The sequence below is a fragment of the Xenorhabdus indica genome, from assembly GCF_014467235.1.
In the GTDB taxonomy this organism is placed as follows: Bacteria; Pseudomonadota; Gammaproteobacteria; order Enterobacterales; family Enterobacteriaceae; genus Xenorhabdus; species Xenorhabdus indica.
In genome coordinates this window covers 163,673-182,293 of sequence record NZ_NKHP01000006.1, presented here as the reverse complement: position 1 = coordinate 182,293, position 18,621 = coordinate 163,673, and the positions used below count along the sequence as shown (strand labels likewise).

Here is an 18,621-nt window from a genome sequence, read left to right as displayed (position 1 = left end):
TGTCAGTCAAAAGATGGTCTTCCGTTTTAAATAAATATTAATAATATTAAACTGGCATTATCTTCTTATTTCTCCCTTTTTTTCCGCAAAATTATCTAATCCCCGATAAATATCATGGTTATATGTGACGTAGATCTCATTTTCTGTTTTTATATTACTTTTTGCTGTATTAATTTGTGATGTTAGTTGCTTGTTCTTTTTTACTACTAGGTATAATCGCCTCCACACACAGTGTCAGTAGGAACTTACAAAATAACTGACATATTTTTAATTCATTTAGTGAACAGGGATTCTTCCAATGCAACTCATTATGAGCCTGATAGGGATGGTAGTGCTGATTTTTATCGCAGTACTTTTCTCCAGTAATTACCGAGCTATTAAAATCCGCACTGTCCTCGGCGCCTTTCTTATTCAGGTAGCTATTGGGGCATTTGTACTTTATGTGCCAGCAGGTAAAGACATTCTGGGTGGAATGTCAAAAGGTGTTTCCAATGTAATCGGATATGGTCAGAAGGGAACTGATTTCATCTTCGGTGGATTGGTTTCTGACAAAATGTTTGAACTGTTTGGCGGCGGTGGCTTTATCTTTGCTCTGCGTGTTCTGCCGGTCATTGTTTTCTTCTCTTCTTTGATTGCCGTTCTGTATTACATTGGTGTTATGCAGCTTATCATCAAAGTTCTTGGTGGCGGCTTGCAAAAAATGTTGGGAACATCACGTACAGAGTCTCTGTCCGCAACAGCGAATATTTTCGTAGGTCAGACAGAAGCCCCTCTGGTTGTCCGTCCTTATATCGCGACCATGACTCAATCTGAGCTGTTTGCTGTTATGTGTGGTGGTCTGGCTTCTGTAGCAGGCTCTGTATTGGCAGGCTACGCATCCATGGGCGTTCCATTGGAATACCTGATCGCGGCTTCATTCATGGCAGCACCGGGTGGCCTTTTGTTTGCAAAACTGATGGTGCCAGAAACTGAAAAAACACACGATACTGTTGATGCAATGTCTTTGGTTACTGCTCAAGAGCGTCCGGCTAATATTATTGATGCGGCGGCATCTGGTGCGGCATCCGGTATGCAACTGGCCCTGAATGTAGGGGCAATGTTGTTGGCATTTACTGCATTGATTGCTTTGTTGAATGGTATGCTAGGCGGCATCGGTGGTTGGTTCAGCTATCCTCAATTGTCAATGGAACTGATTCTGGGTTGGGTATTTGCGCCAATTGCTTATCTGATTGGTATACCGTGGCATGAAGCAACAGTTGCAGGTTCTTTTATTGGGCAGAAACTGGTTGTTAATGAATTCGTCGCATTTATGAGCTTTGGTGAATATCTGAAACCAGATGACGTAGTTAAGGCAGCAGGCCTGCAAGTACTTTCTGATCACACCAAAGCGATCATTTCTTTCGCATTGTGTGGTTTTGCTAATTTGTCTTCTGTTGCCATTTTGCTCGGTGGTCTGGGTGGTATGGCACCAAACCGCCGCGGTGACATTGCGCGCTTCGGTCTGAAAGCCGTATTGGCTGGTTCACTCTCTAACCTGATGAGTGCCACAATTGCCGGGTTTTTCTTCTCTCTGTAATAGTTAGGGAAGTCTAAATTAGAAAATATCTACTAAATTAGATGCAGGTGAGTTGACCTCACCTGCATTTTATTTTTTTCAAGGCTAATAATTGTGATTAATATCATAATAAAATGATTATCATTGCAATTCTCATTTAATTAATGTGAGTTTACACACGCATTATTGTGCGTTTACATGTTCAAATAATGATGTTCTAAGATTTCATGGAGTAAGCTAATGTCTGCCGGGGCAGTATGAGCTAAAGAAAATCAAACTAAAGAAATAGGTGCGGAGAAAAGGAACTCTGTTGTTGCTGAGAAATATAATCATCGCAACATCTTCAAGGAACCAAGTCCGCTCGCCAACATAAGAATTTACTAATCATTCAGGACAATTATTCAGCATAAGCGTTTAAAGAATGTGTGAACTGATTGAATCACAATAATACCGTTGGAGAGTTTTATGACCGATTTAACCGCAGTTGCTCAGCGTGCGCTGAGTTTGATGGATTTAACAACACTCAATGATGATGATACTGATGAAAAGGTGACGGCACTTTGTCATCAGGCGAACAGCCCGGCAGGGCATACCGCAGCTATCTGTATCTACCCACGTTTTATTCCGGTTGCACGTAAGGTATTAAGTGAACAAGGAACACCTGACGTTCGTATTGCCACTGTCACCAATTTCCCGCACGGTAATGACGATATTGATATCGCACTGGCGGAAACCCGTGCAGCCATTGCTTATGGTGCTGACGAAGTGGACGTTGTTTTCCCATATCGTGCACTGATAGCGGGTAACGAACAAATTGGTTTTGATTTAGTTAAAGCCTGCAAAGCTGCCTGCGCTGGAGCAGGTGTCTGGCTAAAAGTTATTATTGAAACCGGCGAACTGAAAGAGGTTGATCTGATCCGCAAAGCATCTGAAATATCAATTAAAGCGGGAGCAGATTTTATTAAAACTTCAACCGGAAAAGTACCCGTGAATGCGACACTGGAAAGTGCTGAGATCATGCTCAGCGTCATCCGTGATATGGGGGTAGGTGATACTGTTGGATTTAAACCTGCGGGCGGTGTGCGTACCGCAGAAGAAGCAGCGCAATATCTGGCTCTGGCAGATAGAATCATGGGTGATAAATGGGTAGACACCCGCCATTTCCGTTTTGGTGCTTCCAGTTTATTGGGGAGCTTATTGACAACGTTAGGGCACCAGGGACAAAAACAAAGCAGTAGTTATTGATAACCCATATTTAGAACCATCATTGATTAAAAACAATCGTTATTGAGATCAATAACAACATATGACGGTTCACTAAGATAAGGTGCATTACTGCCATTCTTTTCAGATAATAATGATGATTGGGAGGTAGCTTTGTTTCTGGTACAGGAAATTATCCGCAAAAAGAGAGAGGGTTATCCACTGAATGAAGAGGAAATCCGTTTCTTTATTAACGGCGTGTGTGATAACACAGTATCCGAAGGGCAAATCGCTGCATTAGCAATGACCATTTATTTCCGGGATATGACGATGGAGGAACGTATTGCTTTAACATTGGCAGTACGCGATTCCGGTACAGTTCTGGATTGGAATAAATTGAACTTGCATGGCCCAGTTGTCGATAAACATTCGACGGGCGGGGTTGGTGATGTAACATCCCTGATGTTAGGGCCGATGGTAGCAGCATGTGGAGGTTATGTCCCGATGATCTCAGGACGCGGATTGGGGCATACCGGAGGAACATTGGATAAATTAGAATCCATTCCCGGTTTTGACATCTTCCCTGATGAACATCGTTTTCGTGACATTATCCGGGATGTTGGCATTGCGATTATTGGTCAGACCCACTCATTGGCACCTGCGGATAAGCGTTTTTATGCAACACGTGATATTACTGCTACTGTTGACTCTATTCCACTGATTACCGCCTCTATTCTGGGCAAAAAATTGGCTGAGGGATTGGATGCCTTGGTCATGGATGTGAAAGTAGGTTCCGGGGCATTTATGCCAACTTATGAGCAATCGGAACAACTGGCAGAATCCATCGTCGCGGTAGCTAATGGTACGGGTTGCAAAACGACTGCATTGTTAACCGATATGAATCAGGTGCTGGCATCCAGTGCGGGTAATGCACTGGAAGTCCGTGAAGCGGTTCAGTTTCTGACGGGAGAATACCGTAATCCCCGGCTATTTGAAGTCACTATGGCATTGGCTGCTGAAATGCTGGTATCAGGTAAATTGGCAGAAAACCGTGATGCTGCATATCGTAAGTTACAGGCAGTTCTCAACAGTGGTAAAGCAGCGGAAGTTTTTGGACGTATGGTTGCTGCGCAAAAAGGGCCTGCCGATTTTGTTGAAAACTATGCGCATTATTTGCCGACAGCCTCTTTTAGCAGACCAGTATTTGCTGAAAAGTGTGTTATTGAAGAACAATGCATTGTAACAGAGATGGATACCCGGGCCTTGGGAATGGCCGTGGTGACGTTAGGGGGTGGCCGTCGCAAGGCCACGGATACGATTAATTACAGTGTGGGGCTGAGTGATATTATTGCACTTGGTTCAGAAGTCAATACAGATACTCCTCTGATGACGATCCATGCCAATAGTGAAGATGAGTGGCATGCAGCAGCGGAGGCTGTGCGTAAGTCGTTTGTCCTACAACATAAAGCGTTACAACAGGCGGATGCTTCACAAAAGACGAATGTTTTGGCAGCATCAAATGTAGGAACGAAAGTCGCCACACAGATGGTTTATCGTCATATTAGTTGATAAACCGACATAGGCATTAAAAATAGATTTTAATAGCTGGCAGTTTCCGCATTGATAGCGTGAATTGACGCAGGAGAAAATTATGAAACGTACATTCATCATGGTATTGGATTCCTTTGGCATTGGTGCGAGTGCAGATGCAGACAGATTTGGTGACGAAGGATCTAACACTTTAGGACATATTGCGGAGCAATGTGCCCGTGGTGAAGCTGATATTGGCCGTCAGGGATTATTGAAGTTGCCGAATCTGAGCCGCTTGGGGCTAGGTAAAGCGGCAGAAGAATCCAGCGGGACTTTCCCGATTGGTTTAGACAAAGATGCCGACATTATTGGTGCCTATGGCTATGCAAGTGAACTTTCTTCTGGTAAAGACACGCCATCAGGTCATTGGGAAATTGCCGGTGTTCCGGTTTTGTTCGATTGGGGCTATTTTCAGGATTTAGAAAACAGCTTTCCGCAGGAATTACTGGATAAACTGGTTGAGCGCGCTAATCTCCCAGGGTATTTGGGTAATTGTCACTCTTCCGGTACAGTTATTCTGGACAAACTGGGAGAAGAGCACATGGAAACCGGTAAGCCGATTTTCTATACCTCTGCGGATTCTGTTTTCCAAATTGCCTGCCATGAAGAAACATTCGGTTTGGATAAACTGTATGAATTATGTGAGATCGCCCGTGAAGAACTGAATCTCGGGGGTTATAACATCGGTCGTGTTATTGCCCGTCCGTTTGTGGGTGATAAAGCGGGTAACTTCCAGCGTACCGGTAATCGCCATGATTTGGCGGTTGAGCCTCCTGCACCAACCATTCTGAAAAAATTGGTTGATGAAAAACAGGGTGAAGTGGTTTCCATCGGTAAGATAGCCGATATTTACGCTAATGTTGGTATCACCAAAAAAGTGAAGGCAACAGGGATTGATGCCCTGTTTGATGCTTCATTGGTTGAAATGGAACAGGCCGGCGATAACACAATCGTGTTTACCAATTTTGTTGATTTCGACTCATCTTATGGTCATCGCCGTGATGTGGCAGGTTATGCGGCAGCGCTTGAACTATTCGACCGCCGTTTGCCGGAGATGCTGAAACGGGTTAAAGAAGATGACATTCTGATCCTGACGGCTGACCACGGTTGTGACCCGACCTGGGCAGGTACAGATCATACTCGTGAGCATATTCCAGTACTGGTTTATGGGCCAAAAGTGAAACCTGGCTCATTGGGACATCGTGAAACATTTGCAGACATTGGTCAGACAGTGGCGAAATATTTCGACCTGACGCCGATGGATTATGGTAAAGCGATGTTCTGATTTTTCCGGGGAAGTCATTGGCTGCCCCGATATTTACCTATTTTTAATTACTTAATAAAAACAAGGAATCAATTTATGGCTACCCCACATATTAATGCTGAGATGGGCGATTTTGCTGATGTTGTTCTGATGCCAGGTGACCCACTACGTGCAAAATATATTGCGGAAACCTTTTTAGAAGATGCCCGTCAGGTTAACAATGTTCGTGGTATGTTGGGTTTCACCGGCACTTATAAAGGCCGTCGCATTTCAGTGATGGGTCACGGTATGGGCATTCCATCCTGTTCCATCTATGCGAAAGAGCTGATCACCGAGTTTGGTGTCAAAAAGATTATTCGTATTGGCTCCTGTGGTGCAGTGAGTAAAGACATTAAAATTCGTGATGTCGTGATTGGTATGGGGGCCTGTACTGACTCCAAAGTCAATCGTGTGCGTTTTAAAGATCATGATTTCGCGGCAATCGCTGATTTTGATTTGGTTCGTAATGCGGTTGATGCTGCTAAAGCGAAAAATATTAACACACGTGTTGGCAATATCTTCTCTATAGATCTGTTCTATACCCCAGATACACAATTGTTCGATATAATGGAAAAATATGGCATTCTGGGTGTTGAAATGGAAGCGGCAGGTATTTACGGTGTTGCGGCTGAATTTGGTGCAAAAGCACTGACGATCTGTACTGTTTCAGACCATATTCGCACAGGTGAAAAAATGACAGCTGAAGAGCGTCAAACAACTTTTAATGACATGATTGAAATTGCACTTGAATCTGTTTTGTTGGGTGATAATTAAAAAAGACTAAGTAATTTTATCCCCTGATTAAAAATAAAAGCTCTTCTCAATGATGGGAAGAGCTTTTTTGTTGCTCAAATTAATACATTATTTAAACAGTTTGATTAAAAATGACTCTCAACTATTTATTCAGTTGTCATTTTATTCCACGTTAATTCATCTGTAAAAAGAATGGGGAAATTAATTTAACAAAAAGTAAATCTTTTAAATAAAAATAATAATTTAATTATATTATAATTAGCTTGTTAATTGTATGGTTTGGATAAATAGTTTGTTTTTATTTTGATATAAGCCATAAAGGCAATAGTAAAAACTATATTTAATAATTATTTTGATATAATTATATGGCTATTTTTTTCGGAAAGATAAAGTTGCTCAATAAAAACACACAAACTAAGATTCTGAACTATTCATCTTTGTTCGATACAATTTAGGAAAATAACCCAAATTCACAAAATTGACAGTAAAATATACTACTGCTTATGGGGGCTTTTTGATAAAAACTCATATTTCATACGCAGTTAAGGAGCATTACCAGTTTTATCGGCTGAAATTTGACTTAAGGATTTTTGTGTAGAATGATACCGCCGGTTTGGTTTATTTGAATCAGTCAAGCTATCTGTCAAAAAACTAAATAGTCATTATCCTGAGTATCAGAAATTAATTTCTGTACTTCGGTTTCTCTTTATATATAAGTCTGACATTTTTTAATTAAAAGGTATAAATTCGATTATGAAAATGAATAAATTGGCAATGATTTTAGGTTTTGGTGTGGCTTTAACAGCAGGCGCTGCAAATGCGGCTAACCAAGGTAATGGTACGGTTACATTTACTGGTTCTATCATTGATGCACCTTGTTCAATTAAAAATACCAATATTGCAGTTGATATGGGGGCTGTTTCCAGCCACATTTTGAAAAAACAAGGGCGTTCAGAATCTAAACATTTCAAAATTGAATTAGAAAATTGCACTACACAGACTCTGAAAGGTGTAGAAACGACTTTCACTGGCGCTATAGCTAGTGGTCAGCCAGGTTATTTAGGTATTGAAGGAACAGCGAAAGGCGCGGCAATTGCTATTACTGATGCTGGTGATAACAGATTGCCTCTGGGAACAGCAAGTAAACTATTATCTCTGCACGAAGGTAACAATGATTTGCAATTTGCAGCGTACCTGCAAGGTACTAATTTAAGTGATGATAAAGGTGAAAGCATAGTTGTCCCTGGTAACTTCACTGCTATTGCTAACTTTACATTAAATTATCAATAATACTTTTACTGACTGATAATTTTGGTAATTGAACATCAGGAAATTCATTGCTATTGATTTACCGGGTTTCTTGATAATGTCTTTAGGGTATTTCTGGGAACTAATATGTTAGCAGTACATGATTAGAATATTCTGTAATGTGCTTTGTCTTATTGATATAAATCAATATTATTGTCAAATTAGTCAGCAGAGTATGACATTAATAGAATTATTCCCATGGAAGTAATTTGAAATACCCTTTTTTATTGATTTAATCTATGGTGTTCTCTATTGGTGGTATTCGGAAAATAAAGATATTTTGCCATGTTAAGTAATTTTTAATGGCTACCGATGGTGACATGTTTCCTCTACTTCCCGCTGTACGGTAATTCAGTGAATCACAAACAGAGAACGTAATATATTACGGATAAGCAGGACATGTGGTTACCTCTGCAATCCCCGGTATCTGTAGGATCCTTAAGTGAGAGCGATGAACTTTAATGATGCGATCTATTAGGCGATAGTCCTATACGCATACAGACTTGGCAGTATCAGACAACAGCTAAATTCAAATTGGGTTATTAACGATTCATTGCTCAGAGGATGTTATGGCTTTATTTTCAGATTCTATGAATCATTATTTTTCTTCTATTAATAAAAAAAAGAACAGTAATAGTATAAACACCTTTAATAAAAAATACGTGATTAATAAAAAGAAGATAACGAATAAAATACAAATAGAACACTTAATATCCGGAATTAAACCTCTTTCTGCTTTGATACTGTTTGCGGTATCCGGTATTCAGATCGCCTATTCTAAGCCAATTGAATTCAACATTGATGCGCTGGATATCAGTGAACGTAGCAATATTAATTTAGAACAGTTCTCTCGCGCAGGCTATATCATGCCGGGGAATTATATGATGGCTGTTCGGATGAATAAGGAGGAGTTCCCAGATACCCATTCTATCGATTTTATGGCTTCGGCTGATGATTCGAAAGGTAGTGAAGCCTGTATATCCCCTGAATTAATCAAACAAATCGCTCTTAAACCAAAGTGGGTGGAAAAATTAGGTTGGCAGAATGATGGAAAATGTCTTGATCTCAATACACTACCGGGTATGTCGGCAAGGGGGGATCTGGCCACCTATACGTTGTATCTGATTGTTCCTAAAAGCTATCTGGAATATGACTTGCCGGATTGGGATCCTCCGTCCCGTTGGGATGAGGGGATAACCGGATTATTGTTTGACTATAACGTTAATGCGCAAACATCGAAACCGACTCATGATCGGAATAACCAACAGATAAGTGCTAACGGAACGGCGGGCATGAATTTGGGTGCATGGCGTTTTCGGGCTGACTGGCAGGCCAGATATCATCGTTTCAAGACCAAACATGATAAAGCAGACAACTCACATCGATCAGGTGGCAAAGAACGCCGTGACTGGGATTGGAGCCGATACTACCTGTATCGTGCACTTCCTCGTTTAGAAGCAAAGTTGACGTTGGGAGAGGATTACCTCAATTCAAACCTCTTTGATAGCTTTCGTTATACCGGTATCAGTTTGGTGACTGATGAGAACATGTTGCCGCCGAACTTACGTGGCTATGCCCCTGAGGTCACTGGTGTCGCGAGAACCAATGCCAAGGTGACGGTGAGTCAGATGGGGAGAGTATTGTATGAAACTCAGGTTGCGTCAGGGCCATTCCGAATTCAGGATCTCAGTGATGCAGTGTCAGGCGCTTTGGATGTCAGAGTTGAAGAGCAGGATGGAAGTGTACAACAGTTTCAGGTTAACACCGCAACGATCCCTTACCTGACACGCCCCGGACGTGTGCAATACAAGTTGGTGGGTGGACAATCTACTAATGATAAACATCGTCGTGAAGGGCCGGCCTTCGGTCTCGGAGAATTCTCCTGGGGGATCAATAACGGCTGGTCATTGTATGGTGGTTTTTTGGGAGCAGGTGACTACAACGCTTTATCACTGGGGGTTGGTCGTGACTTGATGGTGTTGGGGGCATTGTCGTTTGACGTGACGGAGTCAAGAGCAAAATTGCCGGGAGAGAACAAGACCTTTACCGGGGGATCTTATCGTTTCAGTTATTCGAAACGTTTTGATCAATACAACAGTCAGGTAACTTTTGCCGGATATCGTTTCTCTGAACGCAACTTTATGAATATGGGACAATATATCGATCGCCGCTATCGCAACGTTTCTTCCGATAGTGGAAAAGAAATGTATACCGTGATGTTTAATCAACAGTTTACAGATATTGGCCTCAGTGCTTACCTCAGCTATAGCCATCAGACCTACTGGAATCGGTCAGCAAACGACTACTATAACGTATCCCTGTCTAAGTATATTGATATTGGGCGTTATAAAAATATCAATGTGAACCTGTCAGCTTACCGTAACAATTTTGATAATAAAAAAGATGACGGTATTTACTTGAATCTTTCTATTCCGTGGGGAGAAAGTAGCACCCTTAGCTATAACGGAATGACCAATCGTCAGGGAAATTCCCATTCGATAGGTTATTTTGACCGTCTTGATGATCGCAATAACTATCGCATATCAGCAGGTACGAATATTCATGGTAAGGCATCAGCAAATGGTTATTACACCCACTATGGTGATCGTGCATTGCTGACTGCCAGCGCCAGTTATCAGGATGGTGGCAATACTACTGTAGCACTCGGCTTGCAGGGGGGAGTTACTGTCACTGCCAATGGTGCAGCTTTACATCGCACTAATATGCCTGGCGCAACCCGCCTGATGGTGGATACCGAAGGTGTTGGCAATGTTCCTGTCCGGGCGTTCGGTTCGGCAGTATATACCAACCATTTTGGTAAAGCTGTGCTGGTAGATGTAAACAATTACTACCGCAATACCGCAAATATTGACTTAGACAAATTACCGGACGATGTAGAAGCATTGCGCTCTGTTCAATTGGCAACGTTGACAGAAGGTGCAATTGGTTACCGTAAATTTCAGGTCATATCAGGACTCAAGGCTATGACAACTATTCGTTTGCCTGATGGTACATTCCCACCTTTTGGGGCATCTATCGTTAATGCAAGTCAACGGGAAATCGGAATTGTCAATGATGACGGATATGCTTATCTGACCGGAATGAACAAAGGTGAAAAACTGAAGGTGCATTGGGATGGACGTGCTCAATGTGAGATTATTGTGCCAGATGAAATTTCGTCAGATTATTTAACTGCATTTTTGCTACCTTGTCAGTTTTTAAAAGATGAAGATAAATAAAATGTAATAAAAAAATCCATTTAATTGATCTTTAATAGAGTATTGCATTGCTTTATTTGGCATAGGTATACCGATATTAGTCGGCACCAGCAATATAAAAATGATCTTTTTTGAGTATAAGCAGATGACACTATGAAACTGAAAAAAATTCTAATGATGGCGGCCATAACGGTAACAAATTTAATGTCAGTACATCAGACAATGGCGGCGATAGCATTGGATCGTACCCGCGTTATTTTTAATGGGAATGAGAAATCTGTCAGCCTGAATATTGAAAATCAACATCTTGATTTGCCGCATTTAGCCCAGGCATGGTTTGAAGATGATAAGGGAAATAAGATCAACAGCCCACTCGTTGTTATTCCCCCTGTACAGCGTGTTGAAGCTGGAGCAAAAAGCCAAATCAAGATCCAGACACTGCCCGCAGTGGCCCAGTTGCCACAAGATAGAGAAAGTGTGTTTTATTTCAATGTTCGTGAAATACCCCCGCGCAGTGAGAAACCAAATGTCTTGCAAATAGCTTTACAAACGAAAATCAAATTGTTCTACCGCCCGGAGGCCATTATCGCACGCCGTATTGATCATGATAACCCGTGGCAGGAAAAACTGACCTTAAGCCGTCAGGGAAACCAATATGTGGTGAACAATCCAACACCTTATTACATCACAATTTCAGAAGCTTCAAATAAGGTAAATGGTAAAAGTGTAGACGGTTTTAAGCCCTTAATGCTGGCGCCCAAAAGCAGTGACAAACTGGGAGGAACGGTTAGTTCATTCGGTAATCAACCAGTACTGACTTATGTTAATGATTATGGTGGACGCCCACAGTTAACATTCAACTGTAGTGATAATACTTGTGTAGTGACAAAGGTTGTAGATGAAGGGAACTGATTGGTTCTTGGTAGTCATATCCCGTCATAAGCAGCTTGATGGGATCAAAAAGCAGACTTCACCAGATCGTAACGGGTTTTGGGATAAATGATAATGAATTTGTTAAGTATGAAGCTCTTTCACTACGCACTGAAGACATTGGTGCCATCGGTATTATTTCTGTTAGGGATTGGCAGTCAGCAAGGTGCTTATGCAAAAGATAACTTACGCCAAAATGTCAGAATCACAATGACCGTACTCGCCCCCCCTTGTGTGATTAAACCGGAAGATAAATTCATGGAAGTCAATTTTGGCAACATTATCAACCGGGATCTTTATCTGTATCACCGTACGCCAAGCCAACAGCTCCGGCTACATTTGGAAGAATGTGATCCCAGAGCGGCCCAGAAAGTGAAAATCAGGTTTATCGGACAGGAAAGCAGAGAGCAGCCCGGATTATTAGCATTCAGTTATGGCAGCAGTGCTTCAGGTGCAGCCATTGGTATGGAAAAACTGGATGGTACACCACTCCCTTTTAATAAAACGGCTCAATTTAGACTCTCTGATACGAGCAGTAACAATGTAATCCCGTTTCAGGCATATGTAAAAGCTGATCCCAGTGCGCTTCTGCAAAACAAGATTGGTGTAGGAGAGTTCAATGCAATGGCAACTTTTGAGCTCAGTTATGAATAGCGATTCCGGCTTCTTTTTCACCCCATGATATTCAACCTGAGTTTGATGTTATTTAGGGAAATAAATTATGCACCATATTAAAAAATCGTTGATGAAGTTTGCAGCATTGTTGCTTTTCTTTAGTGCTTCATATACCTATGGTGGCGCTTATGTTATGCCAGTAAATACTATTATATCGGGTAAACGAATTATCACTACCATGGAGATTATTGAATGGACAGAAGAAGAGGGGGCAGGCAATCCTTGTTATGGTAATGATCCATGTTATGTTGGCCCTGATGTTCAATATATTAATAATCAGCCGGGCATGTATGGTTCCTGTGTTGAGGCAAATATATGCCTGAATGACGCACAAAAGTACCGGACAACCGCAGAAGTCATGCGAGCCTATAAAAGACAGCTCGGAATCCCTATCCGGGTGACGTTTCCTATTATTACCGCAGATGCCGAATGTATAGGTTTGTTTTACACCAAGCAGATATCATCGGGTTATGGTATCGCAATGAAATTTCCTAACTCCACTTGCAACAAATTACCACCTATAAATCAAAGCTGTGAAATCAACATACCTTCTGAAATTGCCTACGGGGAATTAAAAGCTTCAGAAGTTAATAATGCCACTCGCTCAATTAATGGGCAATTGAAATGTGCACTTCGCAGCAACAAGATAATGTTGCAAGTCAAATCCATTAATAGTGAGCCCAAAATTTATCTCGATACTCATAAGCAAATTTACGCGACATTGCAGATTGATGGAAGGGATGCGACAGATGGCGTGCGTGTTATCGCCCAAGGGAAAAATATTCCCTCAAATTTTACCCTGACATCAATATTGCACACATTAACACAACCAAAAGCCGGTAAGTATGAAGGTACAGCAGTTGTTTTATTAACCTATTTATAAATTGAGAGTAAAGAGATTATGCGAGTCAGTATGCTGGTAGGTAAAAGGATCCAAATGAAGCGAAAAGAGCTTGGGATAACAGCAGCAGAGCTGGCGGACAGAATTGGCGTCAGCCATCAGCAGTTATCACGTTATGAACGAGGAACTAACCGAATTAGTCTGGAGCAGCTAGTTGTTGTCTCTATTACCCTGAAAACACCGGCAAGCTGGTTTCTGGAAGATTGCTTCACTAGCCCAAAGCCCCATATAAACAACCAATATACCTGTGTAGCTGAAACAATATTAGACTTATACTGATATTGTTCAGAAAGACAGTTATTAATGTTGCATGAAGGCCATCTCAGAATGGGGGTGGCTTTTTTTAATTTCAAAATAAGACGCTCTTTGGATTCAAAATTCCCTCCAGATAAAAATAGCAGCTAAAAAAGCAGCTCCCTTATTTGTTGGATAACTAACGCTTTAGGGGAGCTGTATTTTATTCGCTTATATCCTTTGTTTTCCAAGTTGCCTCTTTGTTGCCTGCATCTTGAAATCCATAGGGCATATTATCCGGTGATTTTTGCGTGCATTTCCTGGACAGAAATTACCTGCTCAGTCGGATCAGCACTGAGAGCCATCGTGGTTGCAAAACCGCCATTCAGGGTGGTGTCATAGTGCACTTTATATTGTAGTGCGCTGCGACGAAGCAGTTTTGAATCTTCAATTGCCTGGCGGCCAGCAGTGGTATTGACGATATAGTCATACTCACCGTTTTTAATTCTGTCTTGAATATGTGGACGGCCTTCATGAACTTTGTTTACCAGACGTGGGTTGATCCCAGCTTCACCCAATACAACGGCTGTACCGTGAGTCGCGTCCAGCTCAAAGCCATGTTTGAGCAGTTTGGCTGCTAAATCAACAATACGCCCTTTATCCTCTTCACGTACTGACAGTAACGCCCGGCCTTTTTTACGCATAGTGGAGTTACTGCCGAGCATCGCTTTGGAGAAGGCTTCCGCAAAAGTGCGGCCAACACCCATCACTTCACCTGTAGAGCGCATTTCTGGCCCCAGAATCGGGTCAACTCCTGGGAATTTGTTGAATGGCAATACCACTTCTTTCACAGAATAGTAAGGAGGAATGATTTCTTTCGTGACACCCTGTGACTGCAAGGATTGCCCGGCCATCACACGTGCTGCGACTTTCGCCAGTGGCAGACCTGTCGCTTTGGAAACAAATGGAACCGTGCGTGCTGCACGTGGGTTCACTTCGATCAGGTACACTTCGTTGTTTTTCACAGCAAACTGGACATTCATCAAACCACGGACACGTAATTCAAAAGCCAGTTTTTCAACCTGTTGACGCATAACATTCTGAATCTCCTTGCTTAAGGTATATGCAGGCAAGGAGCAGGCTGAGTCACCAGAGTGAACACCCGCCTGTTCGATATGTTCCATAATGCCACCTATCAGGACTCGTTCTCCGTCACAGATAGCATCAACATCGACTTCAACAGCATCATCAAGGAATCGATCCAGAAGAACCGGAGCATCGTTGGAAACACTCACAGCGGTTTGGAAGTAACGGCGCAGGTCTGATTCATCGTACACGATTTCCATTGCACGACCACCTAATACATAAGAAGGACGAACCACCAGCGGGTAGCCAATGTTGTTGCCTTTCTCTACCGCCTGTTCAATAGTGGTGACAGTGGCATTGGCTGGTTGTTTCAGACCAAGACGATTTACCGCCTGTTGGAAACGCTCACGGTCTTCTGCACGGTCAATGGCATCCGGGCTGGTGCCGATAATTGGTACGCCTGCTGCTTCCAGTTCGCGGGCCAGTTTCAGTGGCGTTTGACCACCATACTGTACGATCACACCTTTTGGTTGCTCAACGCGTACGATTTCCAGTACGTCTTCCAGTGTTACCGGCTCAAAGTAAAGGCGGTCAGAAGTGTCGTAATCTGTTGAAACCGTTTCTGGGTTACAGTTAACCATGATGGTTTCATAACCATCTTCACGTAACGCCAGTGCAGCGTGTACACAGCAATAATCGAATTCAATGCCCTGGCCGATACGGTTCGGGCCACCACCCAATACCATAATTTTCGGCTTGTCGCTATTTGGATTAGCTTCGCATTCATCTTCATAAGTGGAATACATGTAGGCAGTGTCAGTTGCAAACTCTGCGGCACAGGTATCTACTCGTTTGTAAACCGGATACAGGTTGTAATCATGGCGCAGTTTGCGGATCTCTTTACCGGATACGCCGACCAGTTTTGCCAAGCGTGCATCTGCAAAACCTTTACGCTTGAGCTGACGCAGGAAGTCGGAAGTCAGACCGTTGATGCCTTGCTCTGCTACTTGTTCTTCCAGACGTACCAGTTCTTCGATCTGTACCAGGAACCAGCGGTCAATGTTGGTCAGGTTAAAGAGACCATCAACGGACATACCGGCACGAAAAGCATCTGCGACATACCAGATGCGCTCAGCGCCTGCATCTTTTAGTTCGCTGCGGATTTTGGTCAGTGATTGCGGGTCATCCAGATTGACTTTCGGATCGAAACCGGTTGCTCCGACTTCCAGGCCACGCAAAGCTTTTTGCAGGGATTCCTGGAAAGTGCGGCCAATTGCCATGACTTCACCGACAGATTTCATCTGAGTTGTCAGGCGATCATTGCTGCCGACAAATTTTTCGAAGTTAAAGCGAGGGATCTTAGTCACTACATAGTCAATTGATGGTTCGAAAGAGGCTGGAGTACGCCCACCCGTGATATCGTTCATCAGTTCATCAAGGGTATAACCAACCGCCAGTTTTGCTGCAATTTTCGCGATAGGGAAGCCTGTCGCTTTGGAGGCCAGAGCGGATGAACGGGATACACGCGGGTTCATCTCGATGACAATCAGGCGACCATTTTTAGGGTTAACAGCAAACTGTACGTTTGAACCACCGGTTTCTACACCAATTTCACGCAGTACGGCCATGGAGGCATTACGCATGATTTGGTACTCTTTATCAGTCAATGTCTGAGCGGGAGCCACAGTAATGGAGTCACCAGTATGGATCCCCATTGGGTCGAAATTTTCAATGGAGCAGACGATGATGCAGTTATCGTTCTTGTCACGTACTACTTCCATTTCATACTCTTTCCAACCAATCAGAGATTCATCGATCAGCAATTCATTGGTTGGGGAGAGATCTAAACCACGTTCACAGATCTCTTCAAATTCTTCGCGGTTATAAGCGATACCTCCCCCTGTTCCGCCCATAGTGAAAGAAGGACGGATAATACAAGGGAAGCCAACGTCTTCGGCTACAGCCAGTGCTTCTTCCATCGAATGAGCAATTCCAGAACGTGCAGTATCCAAGCCGATTTTTTTCATCGCCTTGTCAAAACGCTGACGATCTTCTGCTTTATCAATTGCATCTGCGGTGGCACCAATCATAGTTACACCGAATTCTTGTAGTACGCCCTGACGTTCTAGTTCCAGTGCGCAGTTCAGTGCTGTTTGCCCCCCCATGGTTGGCAAAATTGCGTCCGGGCGCTCTTTTTCAATAATCTTGCGTACGACTTCCCAATGAATTGGCTCAATGTAAGTGGCATCTGCCATTCCTGGATCGGTCATGATAGTGGCAGGGTTAGAGTTCACCAGTATGACCCGATAGCCTTCTTCCCTCAGAGCTTTACAAGCCTGTGCTCCTGAGTAGTCAAATTCACATGCTTGACCAATCACAATCGGACCTGCACCCAAGATCAGGATACTTTTAATATCAGTACGTTTTGCCATTTTCCTTTTCTCCTGATTATTTGGTGTTCTGAATATCTTGCTGACGATACTGTTCAATCAATTCAATAAAGTGATCGAACAGAGACGCGGCTTCATGTGGACCAGGGCTGGCTTCAGGGTGTCCCTGAAAACTGAATGCAGGTTTGTCAGTACGGTGGATACCTTGCAGAGTACCATCAAAGAGTGATTTATGAGTCACACGCAGATTTGCCGGTAATGAGTTTTCATCAACGGCGAATCCGTGGTTCTGTGCGGTGATCATGACGACATTACGATCCAAATCTTTAACAGGGTGGTTGCCGCCGTGGTGACCAAACTTCATTTTTACAGTTTTTGCACCGCTTGCTAATGCCAGTAACTGGTGGCCCAGGCAGATACCAAATACAGGGATCTCGGTGTTCAGGAAAGTTTTGATTGCTTCGATAGCATAATCACAAGGCTCTGGATCGCCAGGGCCGTTAGACAGGAAAATACCATCCGGTGCCATTTCCAGTACCTCGTCTGCGGAGGTTTTTGCTGGCACGACAGTAACGTGGCAGCCGCGATCTACCAACATACGCAGAATATTACGCTTAACCCCAAAATCATAAGCAACAATATGGTATGACAGTTCTTGCTCTTTACAAGCTTCTGGTAATCCATCTGCCAGTGTCCAGCTTCCCTGTAACCACTGATAAGCTTGTGTGGTAGTCACTTCTTGCGCTAAATCCATACCTTTCAAGCCGGGAAATGCTTTCGCTTTTTCAAGAGCAACTTGAGCATCTACCTCATCACCTGCAATGATACAGCCGTTCTGTGCACCTTTTTCCCGTAACAGACGGGTCAGTTTACGAGTATCAATATCAGCAATGGCAACAATGTTATGACGCTTTAAGTAGTTAGACAGATTGTCTTCACTGCGGTAGTTGCTGGTTATCAGAGGTAAATCATGGATGACTAAGCCTTGGGCTTGAATGGTGGGAGATTCTTCATCAGCGGCATTGATGCCGACATTACCAATATGAGGATAGGTGAGAGTAACAATTTGGCGGGAATAGGAAGGGTCGGTAAGTATTTCTTGATATCCGGTCATTGAGGTATTGAAGACCACTTCTCCAACAGCCACACCTTCTGCACCTATGGCGCGACCGTGAAATTGGGTTCCATCTTCCAGAACCAATATAGCTGACTTAATCAAAACGCCCTCCAGAATGAATAACAAATCGCACTCAATGCATATTAATTCAGAATTAATCCTTTAAATCAATGCCAATTATGATGTTTGTCAAAATTTTGGCAAATTGCGCGCATTCTAATGATGAGAGGGGGGCTTGTCTACAAAAAACGCCATTTTTATTGTTTTTTTTGCGACACTCACTGTTGTATCATAGAAATTTACCTGAAAAATATAAGAAAAGTGCGAGTATATTCACGATTAATGTGAAATTAAATTT

Annotated in this window: 13 protein-coding genes; 11 read left to right on the top strand and 2 right to left on the bottom strand. The window is 42.8% G+C overall.

Annotated elements, in window-relative coordinates:
• Positions 1-310: 310 nt before the first annotated feature.
• The 11 genes from Xind_RS07135 (at position 311) to Xind_RS07085 (ending at position 13,715) form a co-directional block, all read left to right on the top strand.
• On the top strand, positions 311-1,576 hold the full coding sequence (locus Xind_RS07135; protein ID WP_187649756.1) for a NupC/NupG family nucleoside CNT transporter: 1,266 nt from the start codon (positions 311-313) through the stop codon (positions 1,574-1,576).
• Between the two features lie 444 nt (positions 1,577-2,020).
• Positions 2,021-2,800 (top strand): deoxyribose-phosphate aldolase, encoded by a 780-nt coding sequence (gene deoC, locus Xind_RS07130; RefSeq protein WP_047679072.1) that lies wholly within the window; start codon positions 2,021-2,023, stop codon positions 2,798-2,800.
• Between the two features lie 132 nt (positions 2,801-2,932).
• Positions 2,933-4,327, top strand: coding sequence for a thymidine phosphorylase (gene deoA / locus Xind_RS07125; RefSeq protein ID WP_081988946.1), 1,395 nt, complete (start codon positions 2,933-2,935; stop codon positions 4,325-4,327).
• Positions 4,328-4,409: 82 nt separating this feature from the next.
• On the top strand, positions 4,410-5,633 hold the full coding sequence (gene deoB, locus Xind_RS07120; RefSeq protein ID WP_047679073.1) for a phosphopentomutase: 1,224 nt from the start codon (positions 4,410-4,412) through the stop codon (positions 5,631-5,633).
• 75 nt (positions 5,634-5,708) lie between these two features.
• Complete coding sequence (gene deoD, locus Xind_RS07115; RefSeq protein WP_047679074.1) at positions 5,709-6,425, top strand: purine-nucleoside phosphorylase; 717 nt, start codon at positions 5,709-5,711, stop codon at positions 6,423-6,425.
• A gap of 732 nt (positions 6,426-7,157) precedes the next feature.
• On the top strand, positions 7,158-7,694 hold the full coding sequence (locus Xind_RS07110) for a fimbrial protein (protein WP_047679075.1): 537 nt from the start codon (positions 7,158-7,160) through the stop codon (positions 7,692-7,694).
• A gap of 545 nt (positions 7,695-8,239) precedes the next feature.
• Positions 8,240-10,951: an outer membrane usher protein gene (locus Xind_RS07105; protein WP_187649755.1), complete on the top strand. Its 2,712-nt coding sequence runs from the start codon at positions 8,240-8,242 to the stop codon at positions 10,949-10,951.
• 132 nt (positions 10,952-11,083) lie between these two features.
• A complete protein-coding gene (locus Xind_RS07100) occupies positions 11,084-11,842 on the top strand; it encodes a fimbria/pilus periplasmic chaperone (RefSeq protein WP_047679077.1) in 759 nt (252 codons plus the stop codon).
• 93 nt (positions 11,843-11,935) lie between these two features.
• Positions 11,936-12,514: a fimbrial protein gene (locus Xind_RS07095; RefSeq protein ID WP_047679078.1), complete on the top strand. Its 579-nt coding sequence runs from the start codon at positions 11,936-11,938 to the stop codon at positions 12,512-12,514.
• A 67-nt stretch (positions 12,515-12,581) separates the two neighbouring features.
• Positions 12,582-13,418, top strand: coding sequence for an MrpH family fimbial adhesin (locus Xind_RS07090; protein ID WP_047679079.1), 837 nt, complete (start codon positions 12,582-12,584; stop codon positions 13,416-13,418).
• A gap of 18 nt (positions 13,419-13,436) precedes the next feature.
• Positions 13,437-13,715, top strand: a complete 279-nt coding sequence (locus tag Xind_RS07085) for a helix-turn-helix domain-containing protein (protein WP_047679080.1) — start codon at positions 13,437-13,439, stop codon at positions 13,713-13,715.
• A gap of 248 nt (positions 13,716-13,963) precedes the next feature.
• Here the strand turns inward: Xind_RS07085 and carB are convergent, their stop codons facing one another.
• Both carB and carA read right to left on the bottom strand, forming a co-directional pair.
• A complete protein-coding gene (gene carB, locus Xind_RS07080; protein WP_047679081.1) occupies positions 13,964-17,188 on the bottom strand; it encodes a carbamoyl-phosphate synthase large subunit in 3,225 nt (1,074 codons plus the stop codon).
• A 16-nt stretch (positions 17,189-17,204) separates the two neighbouring features.
• Positions 17,205-18,365 carry a glutamine-hydrolyzing carbamoyl-phosphate synthase small subunit gene (gene carA, locus Xind_RS07075; RefSeq protein WP_187649736.1) on the bottom strand — a complete coding sequence of 387 codons (1,161 nt, stop codon included), beginning with the start codon at positions 18,363-18,365 and terminating at the stop codon, positions 17,205-17,207.
• Between the last annotated feature and the right edge of the window lie 256 nt (positions 18,366-18,621).

Coding starts and splice junctions, on each gene's coding strand:
- Xind_RS07135 (WP_187649756.1), top strand. CDS start 311: ATGAGCCTGATAGGGATGGTAGTGCTGATTTTTATCGCAGTACTTTTC.
- deoC (WP_047679072.1), top strand. CDS start 2,021: ATGACCGATTTAACCGCAGTTGCTCAGCGTGCGCTGAGTTTGATGGAT.
- deoB (WP_047679073.1), top strand. CDS start 4,410: ATGAAACGTACATTCATCATGGTATTGGATTCCTTTGGCATTGGTGCG.
- deoD (WP_047679074.1), top strand. CDS start 5,709: ATGGCTACCCCACATATTAATGCTGAGATGGGCGATTTTGCTGATGTT.
- Xind_RS07110 (WP_047679075.1), top strand. CDS start 7,158: ATGAAAATGAATAAATTGGCAATGATTTTAGGTTTTGGTGTGGCTTTA.
- Xind_RS07100 (WP_047679077.1), top strand. CDS start 11,084: ATGAAACTGAAAAAAATTCTAATGATGGCGGCCATAACGGTAACAAAT.
- Xind_RS07095 (WP_047679078.1), top strand. CDS start 11,936: ATGAATTTGTTAAGTATGAAGCTCTTTCACTACGCACTGAAGACATTG.
- Xind_RS07090 (WP_047679079.1), top strand. CDS start 12,582: ATGCACCATATTAAAAAATCGTTGATGAAGTTTGCAGCATTGTTGCTT.
- Xind_RS07085 (WP_047679080.1), top strand. CDS start 13,437: ATGCGAGTCAGTATGCTGGTAGGTAAAAGGATCCAAATGAAGCGAAAA.
- carB (WP_047679081.1), bottom strand. CDS start 17,188: ATGGCAAAACGTACTGATATTAAAAGTATCCTGATCTTGGGTGCAGGT.